The following is a 15,947-nucleotide window of genomic DNA, read 5'->3' on the forward strand; positions in this document are numbered from 1 at the left end:
GGGGATGCCCGCGCGGGCGCTGTTCATCGCCGGGGCCGGGACCGAGATCGGCAAGACCTACGTCACCGCCGCCCTAACGCGCCGCCTGCGGGCTCAGGGCCGGACGGTGCGGACGGTGAAACCGCTCGCGAGCGGTGTCCCGCCGCTGAGCGATCCCGGCTTCGTCGAGAGCGACACCGCCCGGCTGCTGGACGCGCAGGGGCTCGCCCTGGACGAGGAGGCCGTGGAGGCCTGCTCGCCCTGGCGATTCGCGGCACCGCTCTCGCCGGATCAGGCCGCCGTGCTGGAGGGGCGCTCCCTGGACCTCGCCGACCTTGTCGGCTGGTGCCGGGCTGAGATCGCCTGCACCCAGGACATGCTGCTGATCGAGGGTGTCGGCGGGCTCATGAGCCCGGTCACGGAGGCCGCCACTGGCCTGGACTGGCTCCGCGCGCTTGGCGTCCCGGCGCTCCTCGTCTCGGGGAGCTATCTCGGGGCGATCAGCCACGCGCTCACGGCCTGCGAGACCCTGCGGCTCCACGATGTGTCGCTGCGCGCGGTGGTGGTCAGCGAGAGCCTGGGCGCGCCGGCGCCCGCCGCGACCGTGGCCGCGGCCATCGCCCGTCATGCCGGCGCGCCCGTATTCTGTCTGCGCCGTGGCGACGCCTGCCCGGAGGAGCTGACCGGCTCGATCTGAGCGCCGCGACAGCGTCGCTGGACGGCGCGGCCGTGGCCCCTAGCTTTACCGCCACGGCGTCGCGCCCGGCGCCCGGATGGTCGAGGCCGGGTGGCGCCGTGGGGGAATCCTGCGGTGAGCCAGACCCTTGCCCCGGCGGCGAGTCCCAGATCCGAGACCGGCGCGGTCGACGCGGAAGCGGCGCGTGACAGGCTCCGGCCGGCCCTCGTCTTCGGCGCGCTGGGTGTCGTGTACGGCGATATCGGCACGAGCCCGCTCTACGCGTTCAAGGAGGCCGTGAAGGCCGCGACCGCCGGCGGCGCCTCGGTTGCTGCGGCGGCCACCGGCGCGGTGTCGCTGATCCTGTGGTCGCTGATCCTGATCGTGTCGCTGAAATACGCGGTGCTGATCCTGCGCGCCGACAACCGGGGTGAGGGCGGCATCGTCGCCATGCTGGCGCTGCTCGGCGCCCGTCAGGCCCGGCCTGGCACGTGGAAGGCGCTGCTCCTGGTGGTCGGGCTGGTGGGCGCGGCGCTGCTCTACGGTGACGGCGCGATCACGCCGGCGATCTCGGTGCTCTCGGCGATCGAGGGCCTGAAGGTCGACGCGCCGTCACTCGGGCCGTACGTCGTGCCGATCACGCTGGTGATCCTGGTCGGTCTGTTCCTGGTCCAGCACAAGGGCGTCGCCGCCATCGGCCGGGTGTTCGGACCGGTCATGCTCGTCTGGTTCGTTGTCCTCGGGCTCCTCGGGATCGCCGGGATCGTCGCCAAGCCCGAGATTCTGGCGGCGGCCAACCCGTTCCGGGCCGTCGATTTCATGCTCCATGCCGGCTGGCACGTCAGCTTCGCGATGCTCGGCGCGGCCTTCCTGGCGGTGACCGGCGGCGAGGCGATGTACGCCGATCTCGGCCATTTCGGCGCCCTGCCGATCCGCATCGCGTGGTTCGCGCTGGTCCTGCCGGCGCTGGTGCTCAACTATTTCGGCCAGGGCGCCCTGCTGATCGCCGCGCCCGACGCCCTGGAGAACCCGTTCTTCCGCCTCAGCCCCGACTGGGGCCATCTGCCCCTGGTGGCGCTCGCCACGATGGCGACCATCATCGCCTCGCAGGCGATTATCTCGGGCGTGTTCTCCCTGACCCAGCAATCGGTCCAGCTCGGCTTCCTGCCGGCCATGCGCATCGTCCAGACGGCGCACGAGGAGCGCGGCCAGATCTACGTGCCGGCGGTGAACTGGCTGCTCGCCGTGGCGACCCTGACGGCCGTGGTGGTCTTCGGCTCCTCCGACGCCCTGGCCGGCGCCTACGGCATCGCGGTCTCGATGCTGATGGGCATCACCACGCTGCTCGCCGCGCTGATCGCGCTCCGCTGGGGCTACAACCCGATCCTGGTCTTCGCGGTCAACGGCTTCTTCCTCGCCATCGACCTCGTGTTCTTCGCCGCCAACAGCGTGAAGATCCTCGAGGGCGGCTGGTTTCCCCTGGTGCTCGCCGGGCTCGTCGCCGCGATGATGCTGACCTGGAAGAAGGGAAACGAGCTGGTCGAGGAGGCGAGGGCCGCCCTGCGCCTGCCGGAGGACGTCTTCCTCGGCGGTCTCCAGCACCGTGACCTGCTGCGGCTGCCGGGCACGGCCGCGTTCCTCTCGGCGGCCGAGCACGGCATCCCGCTGCATCTCTCGCGCTTCGTCGAGCGCAACCACGCCCTGATGGAGCGCATCCTGATCATCACGGCGCTCTACGAGGAGACGCCCACCGTCCCGCGGGACCGGCGCGCCCACGTGACGATCCTGGCGCCGGATTTCTACCGGGTGATCCTCCGCTACGGCTTCATGGAGGAGGCCTCGATCCCCGAGGGGCTGGCCTGCGCGGTGGAATCGCGCCACCTGCCGCCGCACGTCCTCGACGACATGACCGTCTTCGTCGGGCACGAGACGATCATCCCGCGACGGGACAAGCGGGGCATGGCGCCCTGGCGGGAGAACCTGTTCGCCTTCATGCAGCGCAACGCCGAGCGCACCGGCGCCTTCTTCGGCGTGCCGACCCGGCAGGTCGTCGAGGTCGGCACCGAGATTGAGATCTAGGCCCCGGCCCGAGACATTCCCGCAGCTCGGCAAGTCACCGCGGCGGCGCGGTCCAGAACAGGCGGAGTCGTGCGCAGAGATCGGAGCACCCGCCCGGCCGCGATGTGCCTCGATCTGATCCCGGCAATTGACGCCGCGCCCCTCCTGGACGCTGCGCCGGTCCGGACCTGTTTCCAGCGCCGGCTCACCGATGCACGGAAACTTGAGGCCGTTCCGCCGCTCCTCAGGGAACCGTAGCCTTCCGCCGTCGTTCCGCCCCGACGCAGGCGTCGCGCCCCCGGGGCGCGCGCCGGAATGGAGAGACAGCATGAACAGGGATCATCTCGAGGGCGGCGTTCGCCATCTGCGCGGCCGGATCAAGACGGCGGCGGGCGCGGTGCGCGGCCGGGCCGTCGACCAGCTCGACGGCGCCTACGATCAGGCCGCCGGCGCTGCCCAGTACGCCTACGGCGAGGCCCGGGATACGGTCCGCGACCTGCGCGACGGCGGCGAGCACCTCGTCGAGGAGGGGCGCGCCCGGTTCCGCGACGCCAGCGAGCGCGGGCACGCCCTGGCAGACGAGGCGCTCGAGCGCGGCCAGCACTACCGCGACCGCGCCGTGCGCCACGGGCGCACCCTCGCGGCGCGCGCGGACGAGAACCGCGGCACGACCCTCGCCCTGGTGGCCGCCGTCGCGTTCGGCCTCGGGTGGCTGGCGCGGCCGACCCGCTGAGCGGCGGACGGGACCTGATCCGGAGCGGGGCGGGCGTTCGCGCGGCCGCCCCGCCGATCAGAACGCATAAAGACATCTTTATGTCTTGATTGCTTCGTAGACCGCGCGGTGGTAGGGGGTTGCCCCGACCCGCAACGCGAACACGGAGCCATCGACTCATGGCCAAGGATTACATCGTCAAGGATATCGGGCTGGCCGATTACGGCCGGAAGGAGATCTCGATCGCCGAGACGGAGATGCCGGGCCTGATGGCGGTCCGCGAGGAGTACGGCGCTGCGCAGCCCCTGAAGGGCGCCAAGATCGCCGGCTCGCTCCACATGACGATCCAGACCGCCGTGCTGATCGAGACCCTGAAGGCGCTCGGCGCCGACATCCGCTGGGTCTCCTGCAACATCTACTCGACCCAGGACCACGCCGCCGCCGCCATCGCGGCCGCCGGCATCCCGGTCTTCGCCGTGAAGGGCGAGACCCTGGAGGAGTACTGGGACTACACCTCGCGCCTGTTCGACTGGCACGACGGCGGCATGCCGAACATGATCCTCGACGACGGCGGCGACGCGACCATGTTCGTCCATCTCGGCCTGCGTGCCGAGAACGGCGACACCGCGTTCCTCGACAAGCCGGAGAGCGAGGAGGAGGAGGTCTTCTTCGCGCTCCTCAAGCGCAAGCTCGCCGAGAAGCCGAAGGGCTGGTTCGCCGGTCTCGCCGACAGCATCAAGGGCGTCTCCGAGGAGACCACCACGGGCGTCCACCGCCTCTACGTGCTGGCCAAGGAGGGCAAGCTGCTCTTCCCGGCGATCAACGTGAACGACTCGGTCACCAAGTCGAAGTTCGACAACCTGTACGGCTGCAAGGAGTCGCTGGTCGACGGCATCCGCCGCGGCACCGACGTGATGATGGCCGGCAAGGTCGCGATGGTCGCGGGCTTCGGCGACGTGGGCAAGGGTTCGGCCGCGTCCCTGCGCAACGCCGGCTGCCGCGTGCTCGTGTCGGAGATCGACCCGATCTGCGCGCTCCAGGCCGCCATGGAGGGCTACGAGGTCGTGACCATGGAGGATGCGGCCCCGCGCGCCGACATCTTCGTCACCGCCACGGGCAACAAGGACATCATCACCATCGACCACATGCGGGCGATGAAGGACCGGGCGATCGTCTGCAACATCGGCCACTTCGACAACGAGATTCAGGTCGCCGGCCTGAAGAACCTCAAGTGGTCGAACATCAAGCCGCAGGTGGACGAGATCACCTTCGCGGACGGCCACCGCATCATCCTCCTGTCGGAGGGTCGCTTGGTGAACCTCGGCAACGCCACCGGTCACCCGTCCTTCGTGATGTCGGCCTCGTTCACCAACCAGACGCTGGCCCAGATCGAGCTCTGGTCCAACCCGGGCAAGTACCAGAAGCAGGTCTACACCCTGCCGAAGACTCTCGACGAGAAGGTCGCCGCCCTGCATCTGGAGAAGATCGGCGTGAAGCTCTCGAAGCTCCGCCCCGATCAGGCCGCCTATATCGGCGTCTCCGAGAGCGGCCCGTTCAAGCCCGAGCACTACCGCTACTGAGCCGGCATCATCGGTTGCGCGGACGGCCTCGTTTCCGGGGCCGGCACCGTGCCGCCGCGATCCGGCGGCGCGGCCCGGTGGAGAGATTTGGAGGCCCGGCGCGCTGCGCCGGGCCTTCTCGTTTGTCAAGCGCAGACGGCCGAATCGAACTGTGTCTTCTGTGTGTCGTTAACGGCTGATTATGCCGACTTTGCCCAAAGCCACGCTTCGTTCCCCTTCCGGGGCGATTCCGCCGCACCTAGAGTGCGGGCGAATCTTAGATCGATGGGGCTGCGGCGGTTCGGGAGAATCGCCGCGGGAACGGTGCCTTCTGCGCCGCGCGGCGACGCGCGCCGGTCGGACAGCCATCGGGTACGGGGGCGGGGCAAACCATGGGTGTCGGTCGTGCGACACACGTTCGGATCGGCGTGGGCGCGCTCGCGCTGACGACGGCGAGCGCGGCCTTCGCCGAGCTGCCGGAGGCCGCCGCCGCGCATCCCGCGCGGGAGATCCACAGCGTGGCCGCCCTGGCGATCTTCGGCGGCCTCGTCGCCTTCGCGGTGATCCTGTCGCTCCTCCACCTCTACGAGCGCGGCCGGTGGACCCGCCGCGAGCGCGAGCTCGCCGCGACCCTCGACGTCCTGCGCGGCGCCCATGACCGGGCCGAGATGCTCCTCAACGCCGAGCGGCAGATCATCGTCACCTGGGATCATCGCAGCGAGCCGGTGGTCGAGGGCGACATCAGCCTCGCGATCCACGGCGAGCGGCCGACCTCCGGCTATGCCCGCCGCGTCCTGGCCTTCGGCACGTGGCTCGTCGCCGCGGACGCGGCCGCCGTCGAGACCGCCGTGGAGACCCTGCGGGTGCGCGGCACCAGCTTCGCGCTGAGCCTGCGGACCCAGACCGGCCGCAACATCGAGGCCCACGGGCAGGCCGTGGCGGGGCGGGCGCTCCTGCGCCTGCGCGAGACCAGCCAGGAGCGCTGCGAGATCGCCGACCTGCGCGCGACACTGGACGAGACCCGCCGGGGACTCTCGGCCCTGTCGGGGCTCCTCGACGCGATCCCCCAGCCGGTCTGGCGGCGCAACCGCGACGGTGGCCTGAGCTGGATCAACGCCGCCTACGTGGCGGCGGTCGAGGCGGAGAGCCGCGAGGCCGCCCTCGATGCCGGCCTGGAGCTGTTCGACCGGCCGGCCCGCGAGACGATCGCCCGCGAGGAGGCGGCCCGGTTCGCCGGCCTGACCCGGAGCGTCCCGCGCCTCTCGGCCATCGTGGCCGGGAACCGGCGGATGCTCGACGTATTCGAGACCGGGCTGGAGACCGGCCGCGTCGGCATCGCCATCGACGTGTCGGAACTCGAGAGCGTCCGCGCCGACCTGCAGCGGCAGATGAACGCCAACGTGCGGACCCTGGACCAGCTGCCGACCGCGGTCGCGATGTTCGACGTGTCGCAGCGGCTGATCTTCCACAACGCCGCCTACCGGCAGCTCTGGGATCTCGATCAGGCCTTCCTCGACGGGCGTCCCTCCGACGGCGAGATCCTCGACCACCTGCGGGCGGAGCGGAAGCTCGAGGAGCACGCGGATTTCCGCGGCTGGAAGCAGGGCGTGCTGTCCGCCTACCGGGCCGCGGAGGCGAACCAGACCTGGTGGTACCTGCCCGACGGCCGAACCCTGCGCGTGGTCGCGGACCCGAACCCGCAGGGCGGCCTGACCTACCTGTTCGACGACGTCTCCGACCGCCTGAACGCCGAGTCCCGCTACAACGCCCTGCGCCGCCTGCAGGCCGAGACCCTGGACACGCTGGCCGAGCCGGTGGCCGTGTTCGGCGCGGACGGGCGCCTGTCCCTCGCCAACCGGGCCTTCTTCACCGTGTGGCGGCTCGACCCGGAGATGATCGAGGAGCGCCCGCACGTGGACGCGGTGATCGCCGCCTGCCGGGCGCTCGCCCCCGTCGAGGAGCCGTGGCTCGACATCCGCGACGCGGTGGTCGGCCTCGAATCGCGCACGGCCCGGACGTGCCGCCTCGAGGTGGTCGACGGCACCGTGCTCGACTGCGCCGCGCAGCCGCTCCCGGAGGGCGCGACGCTCCTGACCCTGATCGACGTCACGGCGAGTGTGAACGTCGAGCGGGCGCTCACCGAGAAGAACGATGCCCTGGAGAAGGCCGCGCAGCTGCGCGACACCTTCGTGCACCACGTCTCCTACGAGCTGCGCTCCCCGCTCACCAACATCATCGGCTTCACCCAGCTTCTCGGCGACGAGACCGTCGGCGCGCTCAACGAGCGCCAGCGCGAGTATTCCGACCACATCATGCGCTCCTCGGCGGCGCTGCTCGTCATCATCAACGACATCCTCGACCTCGCCTCGATCGACGCCGGCTCGCTGGAGCTGCAGCGGGAGGAGGTTGACGTCCAGGCCACCGTCGAGGCCGCCGTCCGCGGCATCGAGGACCGGCTCGCCGAATCGCACATCACCCTCGCCCTCGACGTGCCGGAGGATATCGGCAGCGTCCACGCCGACGGGAAGCGGGTGCGCCAGATCCTGTTCAACCTGCTCTCGAACGCCGTCGGCTTCTCGGATGCCGGCCAGCGCGTGGAGGTCCACGCCCGCCGGACCGCGCAGGAGCTGCTCCTGAGCGTACGGGACCACGGCCGCGGCATGCCGCCCGAGATCGCCGATTCGGTGTTCAACCGCTTCGAGAGCCACACCCTCGGCACCCGCCACCGGGGCGTCGGCCTCGGGCTGTCGATCGTGCGCTCCTTCGTCGAGTTGCACGGGGGACGGGTGCAGCTGGAGACCGCGCCGGGCAGCGGCACCCGCGTCACCTGCACGTTTCCCACCGACCTCGCGGGCGAGGGCCGGCGCGCGCCGCCGCTCGAACCCGAGCCGCCCGTCCTGTCGCCGCCTCCTCCTCCGCCGCCGCCGCGCAAGCCGACCCTGACGCTGCAGTCGAGCAGGCCGGAGCCGCCGACATCCGACCGGCGAACGTCACCGTAGCGCTTGATTCCGCGGCCGGTCCCGCGCAGCAGGAGGCATGTCCGCGCATGATCGTTCCGGCTGGGCCGTCTTCGGCATCGGCGACTTCCGCCTGTTCGGCTCGGCCCGGTTCCTCACGGGCCTCGCCTACCAGATGCAGGCGGTGGCGATCGGCTGGTACGTCTACGACCTGACCCATTCCGCCCTGGCGCTGGGCCTCGTGGGCCTCGCGGGCTTCCTGCCGGCGGTGCTGTGCGCGCTGATCACCGGCCACGTCGCCGACGCCTACGACCGGCGCCTCGTCGGCGCCGCCGCCTTCGCGCTCCAGAGCGCGGCGAGCCTCGGCCTCCTCGCCTGCGCCCTCGCGGGCGTGCACTCCGTCTGGCCGATCTACGCCCTGGTCATCGTCGTCGGCACGGCCCGGGCCTTCGCCAACCCGGCCCTGCAGGCGCTGCTCCCGACCCTGGTGCCCGGGCCGCTTTTCGGCTCGGCGATCGCGTGGAACGCGTCCCTCTGGCAGAGCGCGTCGGTGATGGGGCCAGCGCTCGGCGGCTTCCTCTACGCCCTCGGACCCGCCGTCGTGTTCGGTGGGGCAGGGGGCAGCTTCGCCCTGGCCAGCGCCTTGACCCTGCTGATCCGCTACCGGCCGGCGGCGGTGAGCGAGCGGCCGCCGATCACCTGGGCGGCGCTCTCGGCCGGGATCGACTACATCCGCTCCCAGCCGGTGGTGCTCGGGGCGATCAGCCTCGACCTGTTCACGGTGTTGCTCGGCGGCGCCACGGCGCTGCTGCCGATCTACGCCGCGGAGGTCTTGCACGTCGGCCCGCTCGGCCTCGGCGCGCTCCGGAGCATGCCGGCCTTCGGGGCTGTCGCCATGGCGGTGCTGCTGGCGAACTACCCCCTGCGGCGCCACGCGGGCGTTCGCATGCTCCGCGCCGCCGCGGTGTTCGGTGCCGCCACGGTCGCGTTCGGGCTGTCGACGTCGCTGCCGCTGTCGATGGCCTGCCTGTTCGTCACGGGCGCCGCCGACATGATCTCGGTCTACGTGCGCCAGACCTTCGTGCAGGGCGAGACGCCGGACGCGATGCGCGGCCGCGTCTCGGCGGTGAACACGGTGTTCATCGGCGCCTCGAACGAGCTCGGCGAGTTCGAATCGGGGCTGCTCGCCGCCGCGATCGGCGCGGTCCCGGCGGTGGTGGTCGGCGGGGCCGCGACGGTCGGGGTCGCGCTGCTCTGGGGCAGGCTCTTCCCGGCGTTGAAGGCGCGCGACCGGCTGATGGTGCAGGGCTAGCGCGCCGTCGCGCGGCTCGGGACGCGACGCGTCCCGGATGACGGCCGTGGCGATCGTGGCCCCGCGAGCCGGCGCCGCACGAAACGCGGGTCCCCTCTCCCGTGTGGGGGAGGGGTAAGGCGCAGCTCTCTCGATTGGAGCCGCCGTCCTGCCGAACCGTTCCACCAGAATCGGGAACGGCCCCGGAGCCCGCCTCGTGAGCCGGGCTCCGCGACGGGCTCCGCGACGGGCTCAGCGGCCCGACAGCAGCGGCGACCAGGTCGGGTCGGACGCGTAGGCGGGCGTCGGGACCGGCTGCTCCACCTTGCCGGTGATGTCGACCATGAACAGCTTGCCGCCGCCCTGGCCGCCCGGATCGCGGAAGAACAGCACGTACTGGCCGTTCGGCGCGAAGGTCGGGCCCTCGTTGTGGAAGCCCTCGGTGAGCACGCGCTCGCCCGAGCCGTCGGGCTTCGAGACGCAGATGGCGAAGCCGCCGTTGCGCTGGCGGGTGTAGGCGATCAGGTCGCCTCGGGGCGAGAAGGCCGGCTGCGAGGCCGAGCCGGGGCCGAAGGTGATCCGGTGCGGGTTCGAGCCGTCCGCCCCCATCACGTAGACCTGCTGGGAGCCGCCGCGGTCGGACTCGAAGGCGATCTGCGACCCGTCCGGCGAGTAGGTCGGCGAGGTGTCGATCGCCATGCCGTTGGTGATCGAGCGCTGGGCCTTCGAGGCGAGGTCCATCGTGACGATGTCGGCGTTGCCGCCCTGCTGGACGCTCATCACGATCTTGCGGCCGTCCGGCGAGAAGCGCGGGCTCGCGCTCATCGAATCGACGTTGCCGAGCGCCTGGCGGGAGCCGGTCTCCAGGTTGATCATCTGCACCCGCGGCTGGTGGCCGGTGGCCTGGGCCATGAAGGCGATGTCCTGCGTGGCCGGCGAGTAGCGCGGGGCCACGATCGACATCTCGCCGGTGGTGATCGCCCGGACATTGGCGCCGTCCTGGTCCATGACCATCAGGCGCTTGCGGCGGTTCTCCTTGGGGCCGGTCTCGTCCACGAAGGCGATGCGGCTGTCGAACCAGGGCCCGAGGCCGGTGATCTTGGTGTAGACCCCGTCGGCGATCAGGTGGCCGGTGCGCCGGACGTTGGCGGCGTCGGTGCCGTATTGCTGGCCGGTCATCTGCTGGCCGTTGGTCACGTCCCAGAGCCGGAACTCGACCTTGACCCGGCCGCCCTCGCGGACGACCCGGCCGGTGACGAGGCCCTGCACGCCGGTGGCGCGCCACTTCTCGAAGTTCGGCGCGGCGTCGAAGTTCGGCTGCTCGGGGAAGCGGGCGTGGTCGAGCGGCGTGAAGTAGCCGGAGCGGCGCAGGTCGTTGGTGACCACGCCGGAGACGAGGCCCGCGAGGCTCGGGTCGCCGCCGAAATCCGCGATGGCGATGGGCATCGGCTGGAAGTTGCCGCCGCCGATGCGCAGCTGCAGCTGCGCCTGGGCCGGCCCCGCCAGGAGGCCCGTCAGCATCACGAGGAGCGCGAGCAGGCGCGCGGCATAGGACGTCGGGAGGCGCCCGACGGAGGGGAGGTGCAGCATGGTGGGTCGGATCCGAGTGACGATCAGACGGGAACGCGGGGACGGCGGGACACTGGCTGGAAGACCTCAGGTCGCCGTGAACTCGAACTCCGCGTTGATGGCCTTCCAGTCGTTGTAGTACGGCGCATAGGTGGCCGGAATGTTGTACGGCGCGCAGCGGCGGACCGCCCGGAGCGCGGCCTGCGCGATCGACTGGTCGACCGCGCTCGCCCCGCCGCGCATGATCCGCGGCTCCGTGCTGAGCGAGCCGTTCGGGTTCAGGCGGATGTCGAGAACCGGCAGGACCACGCCCTGGGCCGCGCCGGGGGGCGCCGAGTAGCACCGCTCGATCTGCTGCTGGAGCAGGCCGACCAGGGCGTCGCGCAGCGACGGCGACAGGCGCTGCGCGTTGCCGGTCGCGGCGCCGAGCGCCGCCACCTTCTGCACCGCGTGGCCGGTGGCGCCGGTCGACTGAGACGGCGCCTTCGAGGCGAGCACCGAGCGGATGTCGCCGGCGTTGAACTTGTCGGCGAGTTCGGCCTGCTTGCGCGCCTTGGCCTCGGCATCGGCCTTGGCCTTCGCGTCCGCCATGGCCTTCGCCTTCGCCTTGGCGGCGGCCTCGGCTTTGGCGGCCGCCTCGGCCTTCGCGGCCTCGGCTTTCGCCTTGGCGGCGGCCTCCGCCTTCTCGCGCTCGGCTTCGGCCTTGGCCTCCGCGATCTCCTTCTGACGCTCGGCTTCGGCCTCGGCCTTGGCCTTCGCGTCGGCGGCCTTCTTGGCCGCTTCCTTGGCCGCCTCCTTGGCGGCTTCGGCCTTCTTCGCGGCGGCCTTCTGGGCGGCCGCCGCGGCCTCGGCTTCCTGCTTCTCGATCAGCTTCTCGAGCTGCTCGCGCTTCTCGGCCTCGGCCTTCGCGACCGCCTCGGCCTTGGCCTTCGCCTCGGCCTTGGCGGCGGCAGCCTTCTCCGCGGTGGCCTTCTCGGCCGCCTTCTCGGCCGCCTTGGCGGCAGCCTTCTCGGCGTCGCGCTTCTCCTGCGCCGCCTTCTCCGCCGCCTTGGCGGCCTGGGCCGCCTCCTGCGGATCGGGCTCGGCGCGCAGCGGCATCTCGTCCGCGTTGGCGAGCTTCATCTCGGCCGTGCGGGTCGGCGCGGTCGGCGCGTCCTGCTTGGAATTCTCGGGCTCGCGGTCCTCGAGCTTCTCGGCCTTGCGGTCCGCCCGCGACGTGGCGTTCGGCATCGGCTTGTCGGCCTGACGCTCGCCCTTTGTGATCTCGGAGAACTGGTTCTCGGTGATCACCTCGACGGGCACGCCCTCCTGGGCCTCCGGCAGGGCCGGGGCCGCGACGCTGACCAGCGCCAGCGCGAGGAGCGCGACGTGGGTGCCGGCGGAGATCCAGACACCCGGTTCCTTGCGGTCGAAGCGGAACTCCACGGGACGGCCCTACTGATGCTCAGGCTCGGTGACGAGGGCGACCTTCTTGAAGCCGCCGCCGGTCACGATCGCCATCACCTGCGCCACGCGGCCGTAATCGACCCGCTTGTCGCCGCGCACGAAGACGCGCTCCTCGGTTCCGGTCTTGGCGGTCTCCATGAGCTTCGGCACGATCGAGTCGTCGGTGAGCTCGTCCTCGCCGAGGAAGACCTGGCCGGTCTGGCGGATCGACAGGGTGATCGGCTTCACGTCGGAATTGAGCGGCGAGGCCTTGGATTGCGGCAGGTCGAGGGGCACGCCCACGGTCATCATCGGCGCCGCGACCATGAAGATGATCAGGAGCACGAGCACGACGTCGATGAACGGCGTCATGTTGATCTCGTTGATGGGTCCGCCGCGGCGGCCCCGGCGCCGGCGGCGCTTGCCGCCCTGCGATGCGCCCGCTGCCATGCCCATGGATCGGTCTCCTCTGGATCAGCCGGTTCAGGCGGCGAGCGGCAGGCGCTCGTCGATCTGGCGGGAGAGGATGGCGGAGAACTCGTCGGCGAAGCTCTCCAGCCGCGACTGCGCCTTGGAAACCTCGGCCTGGAGCTTGTTGTAGGCGAGCACCGCCGGGATCGCGGCGAACAGGCCGATGGCGGTGGCGAACAGCGCCTCGGCGATGCCGGGGGCGACGACCGCGAGCGAGGTGTTCTTCGAGGCCGCGATCGAGGTGAACGCGGTCATGATGCCCCAGACGGTGCCGAACAGGCCGATATACGGGCCGGCCGAGCCGATCGAGGCGAGGAACAGCAGGCGCGACTCGAGCCGCTCGACCTCGCGGTGGATGGTGACGTCGAGCTGCTTCTCGATGCGCTGCGACAGCGACTGGATCTGCCGACCGGAGCCCTCGAAGCTGCGCTTCCACTCGCGCATGGCGGCGACGAAGACGGCGGCGAGGCCCGTGGCCGGCCGGTCGTTGAACGAGCGGAACAGCTCCTCCAGGGAGCGGCCGGACCAGAACGCGTCCTCGAACGCGTCCATCTCGGCCTTGGTCCGGCGGAACAGCAGCGTCTTGTCGACGATGATCGACCAGCACCAGATCGAGGCGCTGAGCAGCCCGATCATCACGATCTTCACGACGAAGTGGGCCTGCAGGAACAGGCCGAGCAGCGTCATGTCGGCGACAGGCGCGGCCTGCATCGCGTCGGCTGGGTTCATCCGTCGAGGTCTCCTGCTCCGGATCGCGATGCGCCGGGCGAGGCCCGCGTCCGCCGGATCCGTGAGCGATATCAACGCTGTCGCCCGCGAATCTGTCGAAAGTAAGGGCCGTCGACGGCCCCCGCGCCCCGCCGTGGCATCGCCTCCGTTAAGGGCGCGGCAGGGTTAAGGATCGGTTTCGATCCGGGCGATCCTGAGGCATGTGCCGCCGTCCGACGGGCCGTCCGGGCTAGACCTGTCGAAAGCGCCTCCCGTATGGTCGCGGCCCACGGCGCCGAGTCGACAGCCCTGAGATACGCAGGACGCGCATGACCCTCCCCGTTCCCAGCCTGCCCGATCTGCTGCCCACCGGCCCGGCCCGGTTCCTGGGCTGGTCCATGATCGCCGACCCGATGTTGGCCGGCTTCCTGGCGCGCGCCGGCTTCGACGCCGTCCTGCTGGATCAGCAGCACGGCACCTACGACTACAAGACGTCGTGTGCGGCGATCACCGAGGTCGCCCTGGCCGGCAAATCGACCCTGGTGCGCGTGCCGGTGGGCGACTTCGCCATGGTCTCGCGAATGCTCGACGCAGGCGCCGCCGGAATCGTGGCGCCGATGATCAACACCGTCGCGGATGCCGAGGCCCTGGCCGCGGCCGCGAAATTCCCGCCGGTTGGGCAGCGGAGCTGGGGACCGGACCGGGCCATGTGGCTCTCGGGGCTCCGGAACGGCGCGGACTACCTAGCGGGCGCCAACGATCGGGCGCTCACGATCGCCATGTGCGAGACCGAGGCGGGGATCGCCGACCTGGAGGCGATCCTCGCCGTGCCGGGCATCGACGGCGTCCTGGTCGGCCCCGCCGACCTGTCGATCGCCCTGTCCAAGGGGGCGGCCATCGACCCGCTGGGATCGGCGGTCACGGCGGCCCTCGGGGAGATCGCGCGCAAGACCCGGGCGGCGGGCAAGATTCCCTGCGCCTTCGCGCCGTCGCCGGCGCGCGCCCGGGAGATGGTCGGGATGGGCTACCAGCTGGTCTCGGTCGAGTACGACGCGCTGACCATCGTCAACGCCTTCGCGCGGGTGCTCTGCGAGGCCGACCCGGCGCGGGCCGGCTGAGGTCTAGGCGGCCTCGCCGGGCGCGAGCCGCCGCCGCAGCGCGTCCGGGAGGCGGACGGCGCGGCCGTCCCGCACGCAGGCGACCGTGACCTCCGCGGAGACCAGCACTTCGTCGCCCCGTCGGACATCCTGGGCGAGCTGCATCGAGGCGCCGCGCAGGGCGCGCGTGCGGGTCACGACGGTGAGCAGGTCGTCCATCCGGGCCGGCCGAAGGAAATCGAGGCTCATGCGCCGCACCACGAAGACGAGGCCGCGTGCGTCGCGGTGCAGGTCCGACTGGTCGCCAGCGAGTTCCCGCAACAATTCGGTGCGGCCCCGCTCGAGGAAGCGCAGGTAGCTGGCGTGGTAGACGAAGCCGGAGAAGTCTGTGTCCTCGTAGTAGACGCGCACGCCCATCCGGTGGGGCGGGGCACCGTCCTCCGCGGATCCATTCTTGGCGGGCTCGATCGCGCTCATGCGCCCCTTTAGCGACGGGCTGTGCGACGGCGCAACACGACGAGGGCCGCCCTGGGGCGGCCCTCGCGCAGATCACGCCATGCGCGGCGCTCAGCCGCCGATGCGGGCCGCGAGGCTCGCCGAGTGGGCGTGCTCGTCGGCGATGTAGGGCAGGGCCTCGGTGGCGAACTTGCGGCCCTGGGCGTTGTCGCCCTGCTTGGCGTAGGCGTCGTAGAGCGCCAGGGTGCGGGCGTCCGAGCGGGCCTGCTGGTCGATGTAGGTCCGGTCGAAGGCCCGGCCGTTCGGGGCCGCCTGGAGCTGCGCCAGACGCGCTTGTCCGCGCTCGCCGAGGGCCACGCGGCGGCCCGGCTCGGCCGGGCTGTTGTCGACGATGCCGACCGCGCCGAGGGCGCCGCCGACGATGCCGGTGCCGATGTTGGCGGCCACCGTCACCGGCGCCAGCACCAGGCCGACCGGGTTGCTCAGGTCGGTGCGGATGCCCTGGTTGTCGGAGACCACCGAGCCGTTGCGGGTGAGGGAGGTGTTCGGCGGCAGCAGCGCGTCGGTGGTCGCCTTGCGCTCGACGAGGACGCGGTTGGCGTAGTTGCGGACCCGGGGGTTGCGCGACCGCTGGAGGGCGATCCGACTCGCCTCGATGCTGGCGGCGTCCGAACGCAGCGCCTCCGCCCGGAAGACGGGCGTCTCGGTCGCGGCGGCACCGACGCCGTCCTGATTGGCGAAGGGCAGCACGCGGATCGGCAGGGCGTCCTGCGCGAAGGCGGGCGCCGAGATGGCGGCGACGGACAGGCCGAGCACGGCGAGCGTGAGTTTCTTCATGGCGGAAGTTTATCCCTGACGTTGTTCTTGAGATCGCGAAGATCTGCCGCGATCGGAGGGCAGGACCCTGATCGGGACAGCCTTGCCGGCGCCGAGCGGACCCGGCGCGGTCGCCTCCCCAACTGTCGCGTTTCGGCGCTGTTCCACGCGAT

Annotated in this window: 13 protein-coding genes; 7 read left to right on the top strand and 6 right to left on the bottom strand. The window is 71.3% G+C overall.

Features of this window, described 5'->3' with window-relative positions; genetic code table 11:
- The first annotated feature begins 4 nt into the window (after positions 1-4).
- The 6 genes from bioD (at position 5) to ABIC30_RS17230 (ending at position 9,253) form a co-directional block, all read left to right on the top strand.
- Entirely contained in the window at positions 5-676 is a 672-nt protein-coding gene (gene bioD / locus ABIC30_RS17205; protein ID WP_091976964.1) for a dethiobiotin synthase, read from the top strand.
- A 114-nt stretch (positions 677-790) separates the two neighbouring features.
- Positions 791-2,734 (top strand): potassium transporter Kup, encoded by a 1,944-nt coding sequence (locus tag ABIC30_RS17210; protein WP_091976962.1) that lies wholly within the window; start codon positions 791-793, stop codon positions 2,732-2,734.
- Between the two features lie 307 nt (positions 2,735-3,041).
- A complete protein-coding gene (locus ABIC30_RS17215; protein WP_056525297.1) occupies positions 3,042-3,446 on the top strand; it encodes a hypothetical protein in 405 nt (134 codons plus the stop codon).
- Between the two features lie 158 nt (positions 3,447-3,604).
- The gene (gene ahcY / locus ABIC30_RS17220; RefSeq protein WP_091679894.1) at positions 3,605-5,005 is read left to right on the top strand and encodes an adenosylhomocysteinase; all 1,401 of its coding nucleotides are present in this window, start codon (positions 3,605-3,607) and stop codon (positions 5,003-5,005) included.
- 371 nt (positions 5,006-5,376) lie between these two features.
- Positions 5,377-7,983, top strand: coding sequence for a sensor histidine kinase (locus ABIC30_RS17225; protein WP_354455809.1), 2,607 nt, complete (start codon positions 5,377-5,379; stop codon positions 7,981-7,983).
- Positions 7,984-8,020: 37 nt separating this feature from the next.
- Complete coding sequence (locus tag ABIC30_RS17230; RefSeq protein ID WP_100252136.1) at positions 8,021-9,253, top strand: MFS transporter; 1,233 nt, start codon at positions 8,021-8,023, stop codon at positions 9,251-9,253.
- A gap of 231 nt (positions 9,254-9,484) precedes the next feature.
- On the opposite strand, the gene tolB is transcribed toward ABIC30_RS17230, so the two are convergent.
- The 4 genes from tolB to tolQ form a co-directional block, all read right to left on the bottom strand.
- Complete coding sequence (tolB, locus tag ABIC30_RS17235; RefSeq protein ID WP_091976958.1) at positions 9,485-10,822, bottom strand: Tol-Pal system beta propeller repeat protein TolB; 1,338 nt, start codon at positions 10,820-10,822, stop codon at positions 9,485-9,487.
- Positions 10,823-10,888: 66 nt separating this feature from the next.
- Positions 10,889-12,226: a cell envelope integrity protein TolA gene (tolA, locus tag ABIC30_RS17240; RefSeq protein ID WP_331326317.1), complete on the bottom strand. Its 1,338-nt coding sequence runs from the start codon at positions 12,224-12,226 to the stop codon at positions 10,889-10,891.
- Between the two features lie 9 nt (positions 12,227-12,235).
- Positions 12,236-12,682: an ExbD/TolR family protein gene (locus tag ABIC30_RS17245; protein WP_020093363.1), complete on the bottom strand. Its 447-nt coding sequence runs from the start codon at positions 12,680-12,682 to the stop codon at positions 12,236-12,238.
- 27 nt (positions 12,683-12,709) lie between these two features.
- The gene (gene tolQ / locus ABIC30_RS17250; protein WP_012317751.1) at positions 12,710-13,426 is read right to left on the bottom strand and encodes a protein TolQ; all 717 of its coding nucleotides are present in this window, start codon (positions 13,424-13,426) and stop codon (positions 12,710-12,712) included.
- A 308-nt stretch (positions 13,427-13,734) separates the two neighbouring features.
- Between tolQ and ABIC30_RS17255 the strand changes: the two genes are divergently transcribed.
- A complete protein-coding gene (locus ABIC30_RS17255; protein ID WP_354455810.1) occupies positions 13,735-14,523 on the top strand; it encodes an HpcH/HpaI aldolase family protein in 789 nt (262 codons plus the stop codon).
- A gap of 3 nt (positions 14,524-14,526) precedes the next feature.
- Here ABIC30_RS17255 and ybgC read toward each other — a convergent pair whose 3' ends face one another.
- Together ybgC and ABIC30_RS17265 are read right to left on the bottom strand one after the other, a co-directional pair.
- Positions 14,527-14,979: a tol-pal system-associated acyl-CoA thioesterase gene (ybgC, locus tag ABIC30_RS17260; protein WP_091679884.1), complete on the bottom strand. Its 453-nt coding sequence runs from the start codon at positions 14,977-14,979 to the stop codon at positions 14,527-14,529.
- A 90-nt stretch (positions 14,980-15,069) separates the two neighbouring features.
- On the bottom strand, positions 15,070-15,795 hold the full coding sequence (locus ABIC30_RS17265; protein ID WP_354455811.1) for a DUF4142 domain-containing protein: 726 nt from the start codon (positions 15,793-15,795) through the stop codon (positions 15,070-15,072).
- Between the last annotated feature and the right edge of the window lie 152 nt (positions 15,796-15,947).

This window comes from Methylobacterium sp. 1030 (assembly GCF_040544715.1).
Taxonomy (GTDB): Bacteria; Pseudomonadota; Alphaproteobacteria; order Rhizobiales; family Beijerinckiaceae; genus Methylobacterium.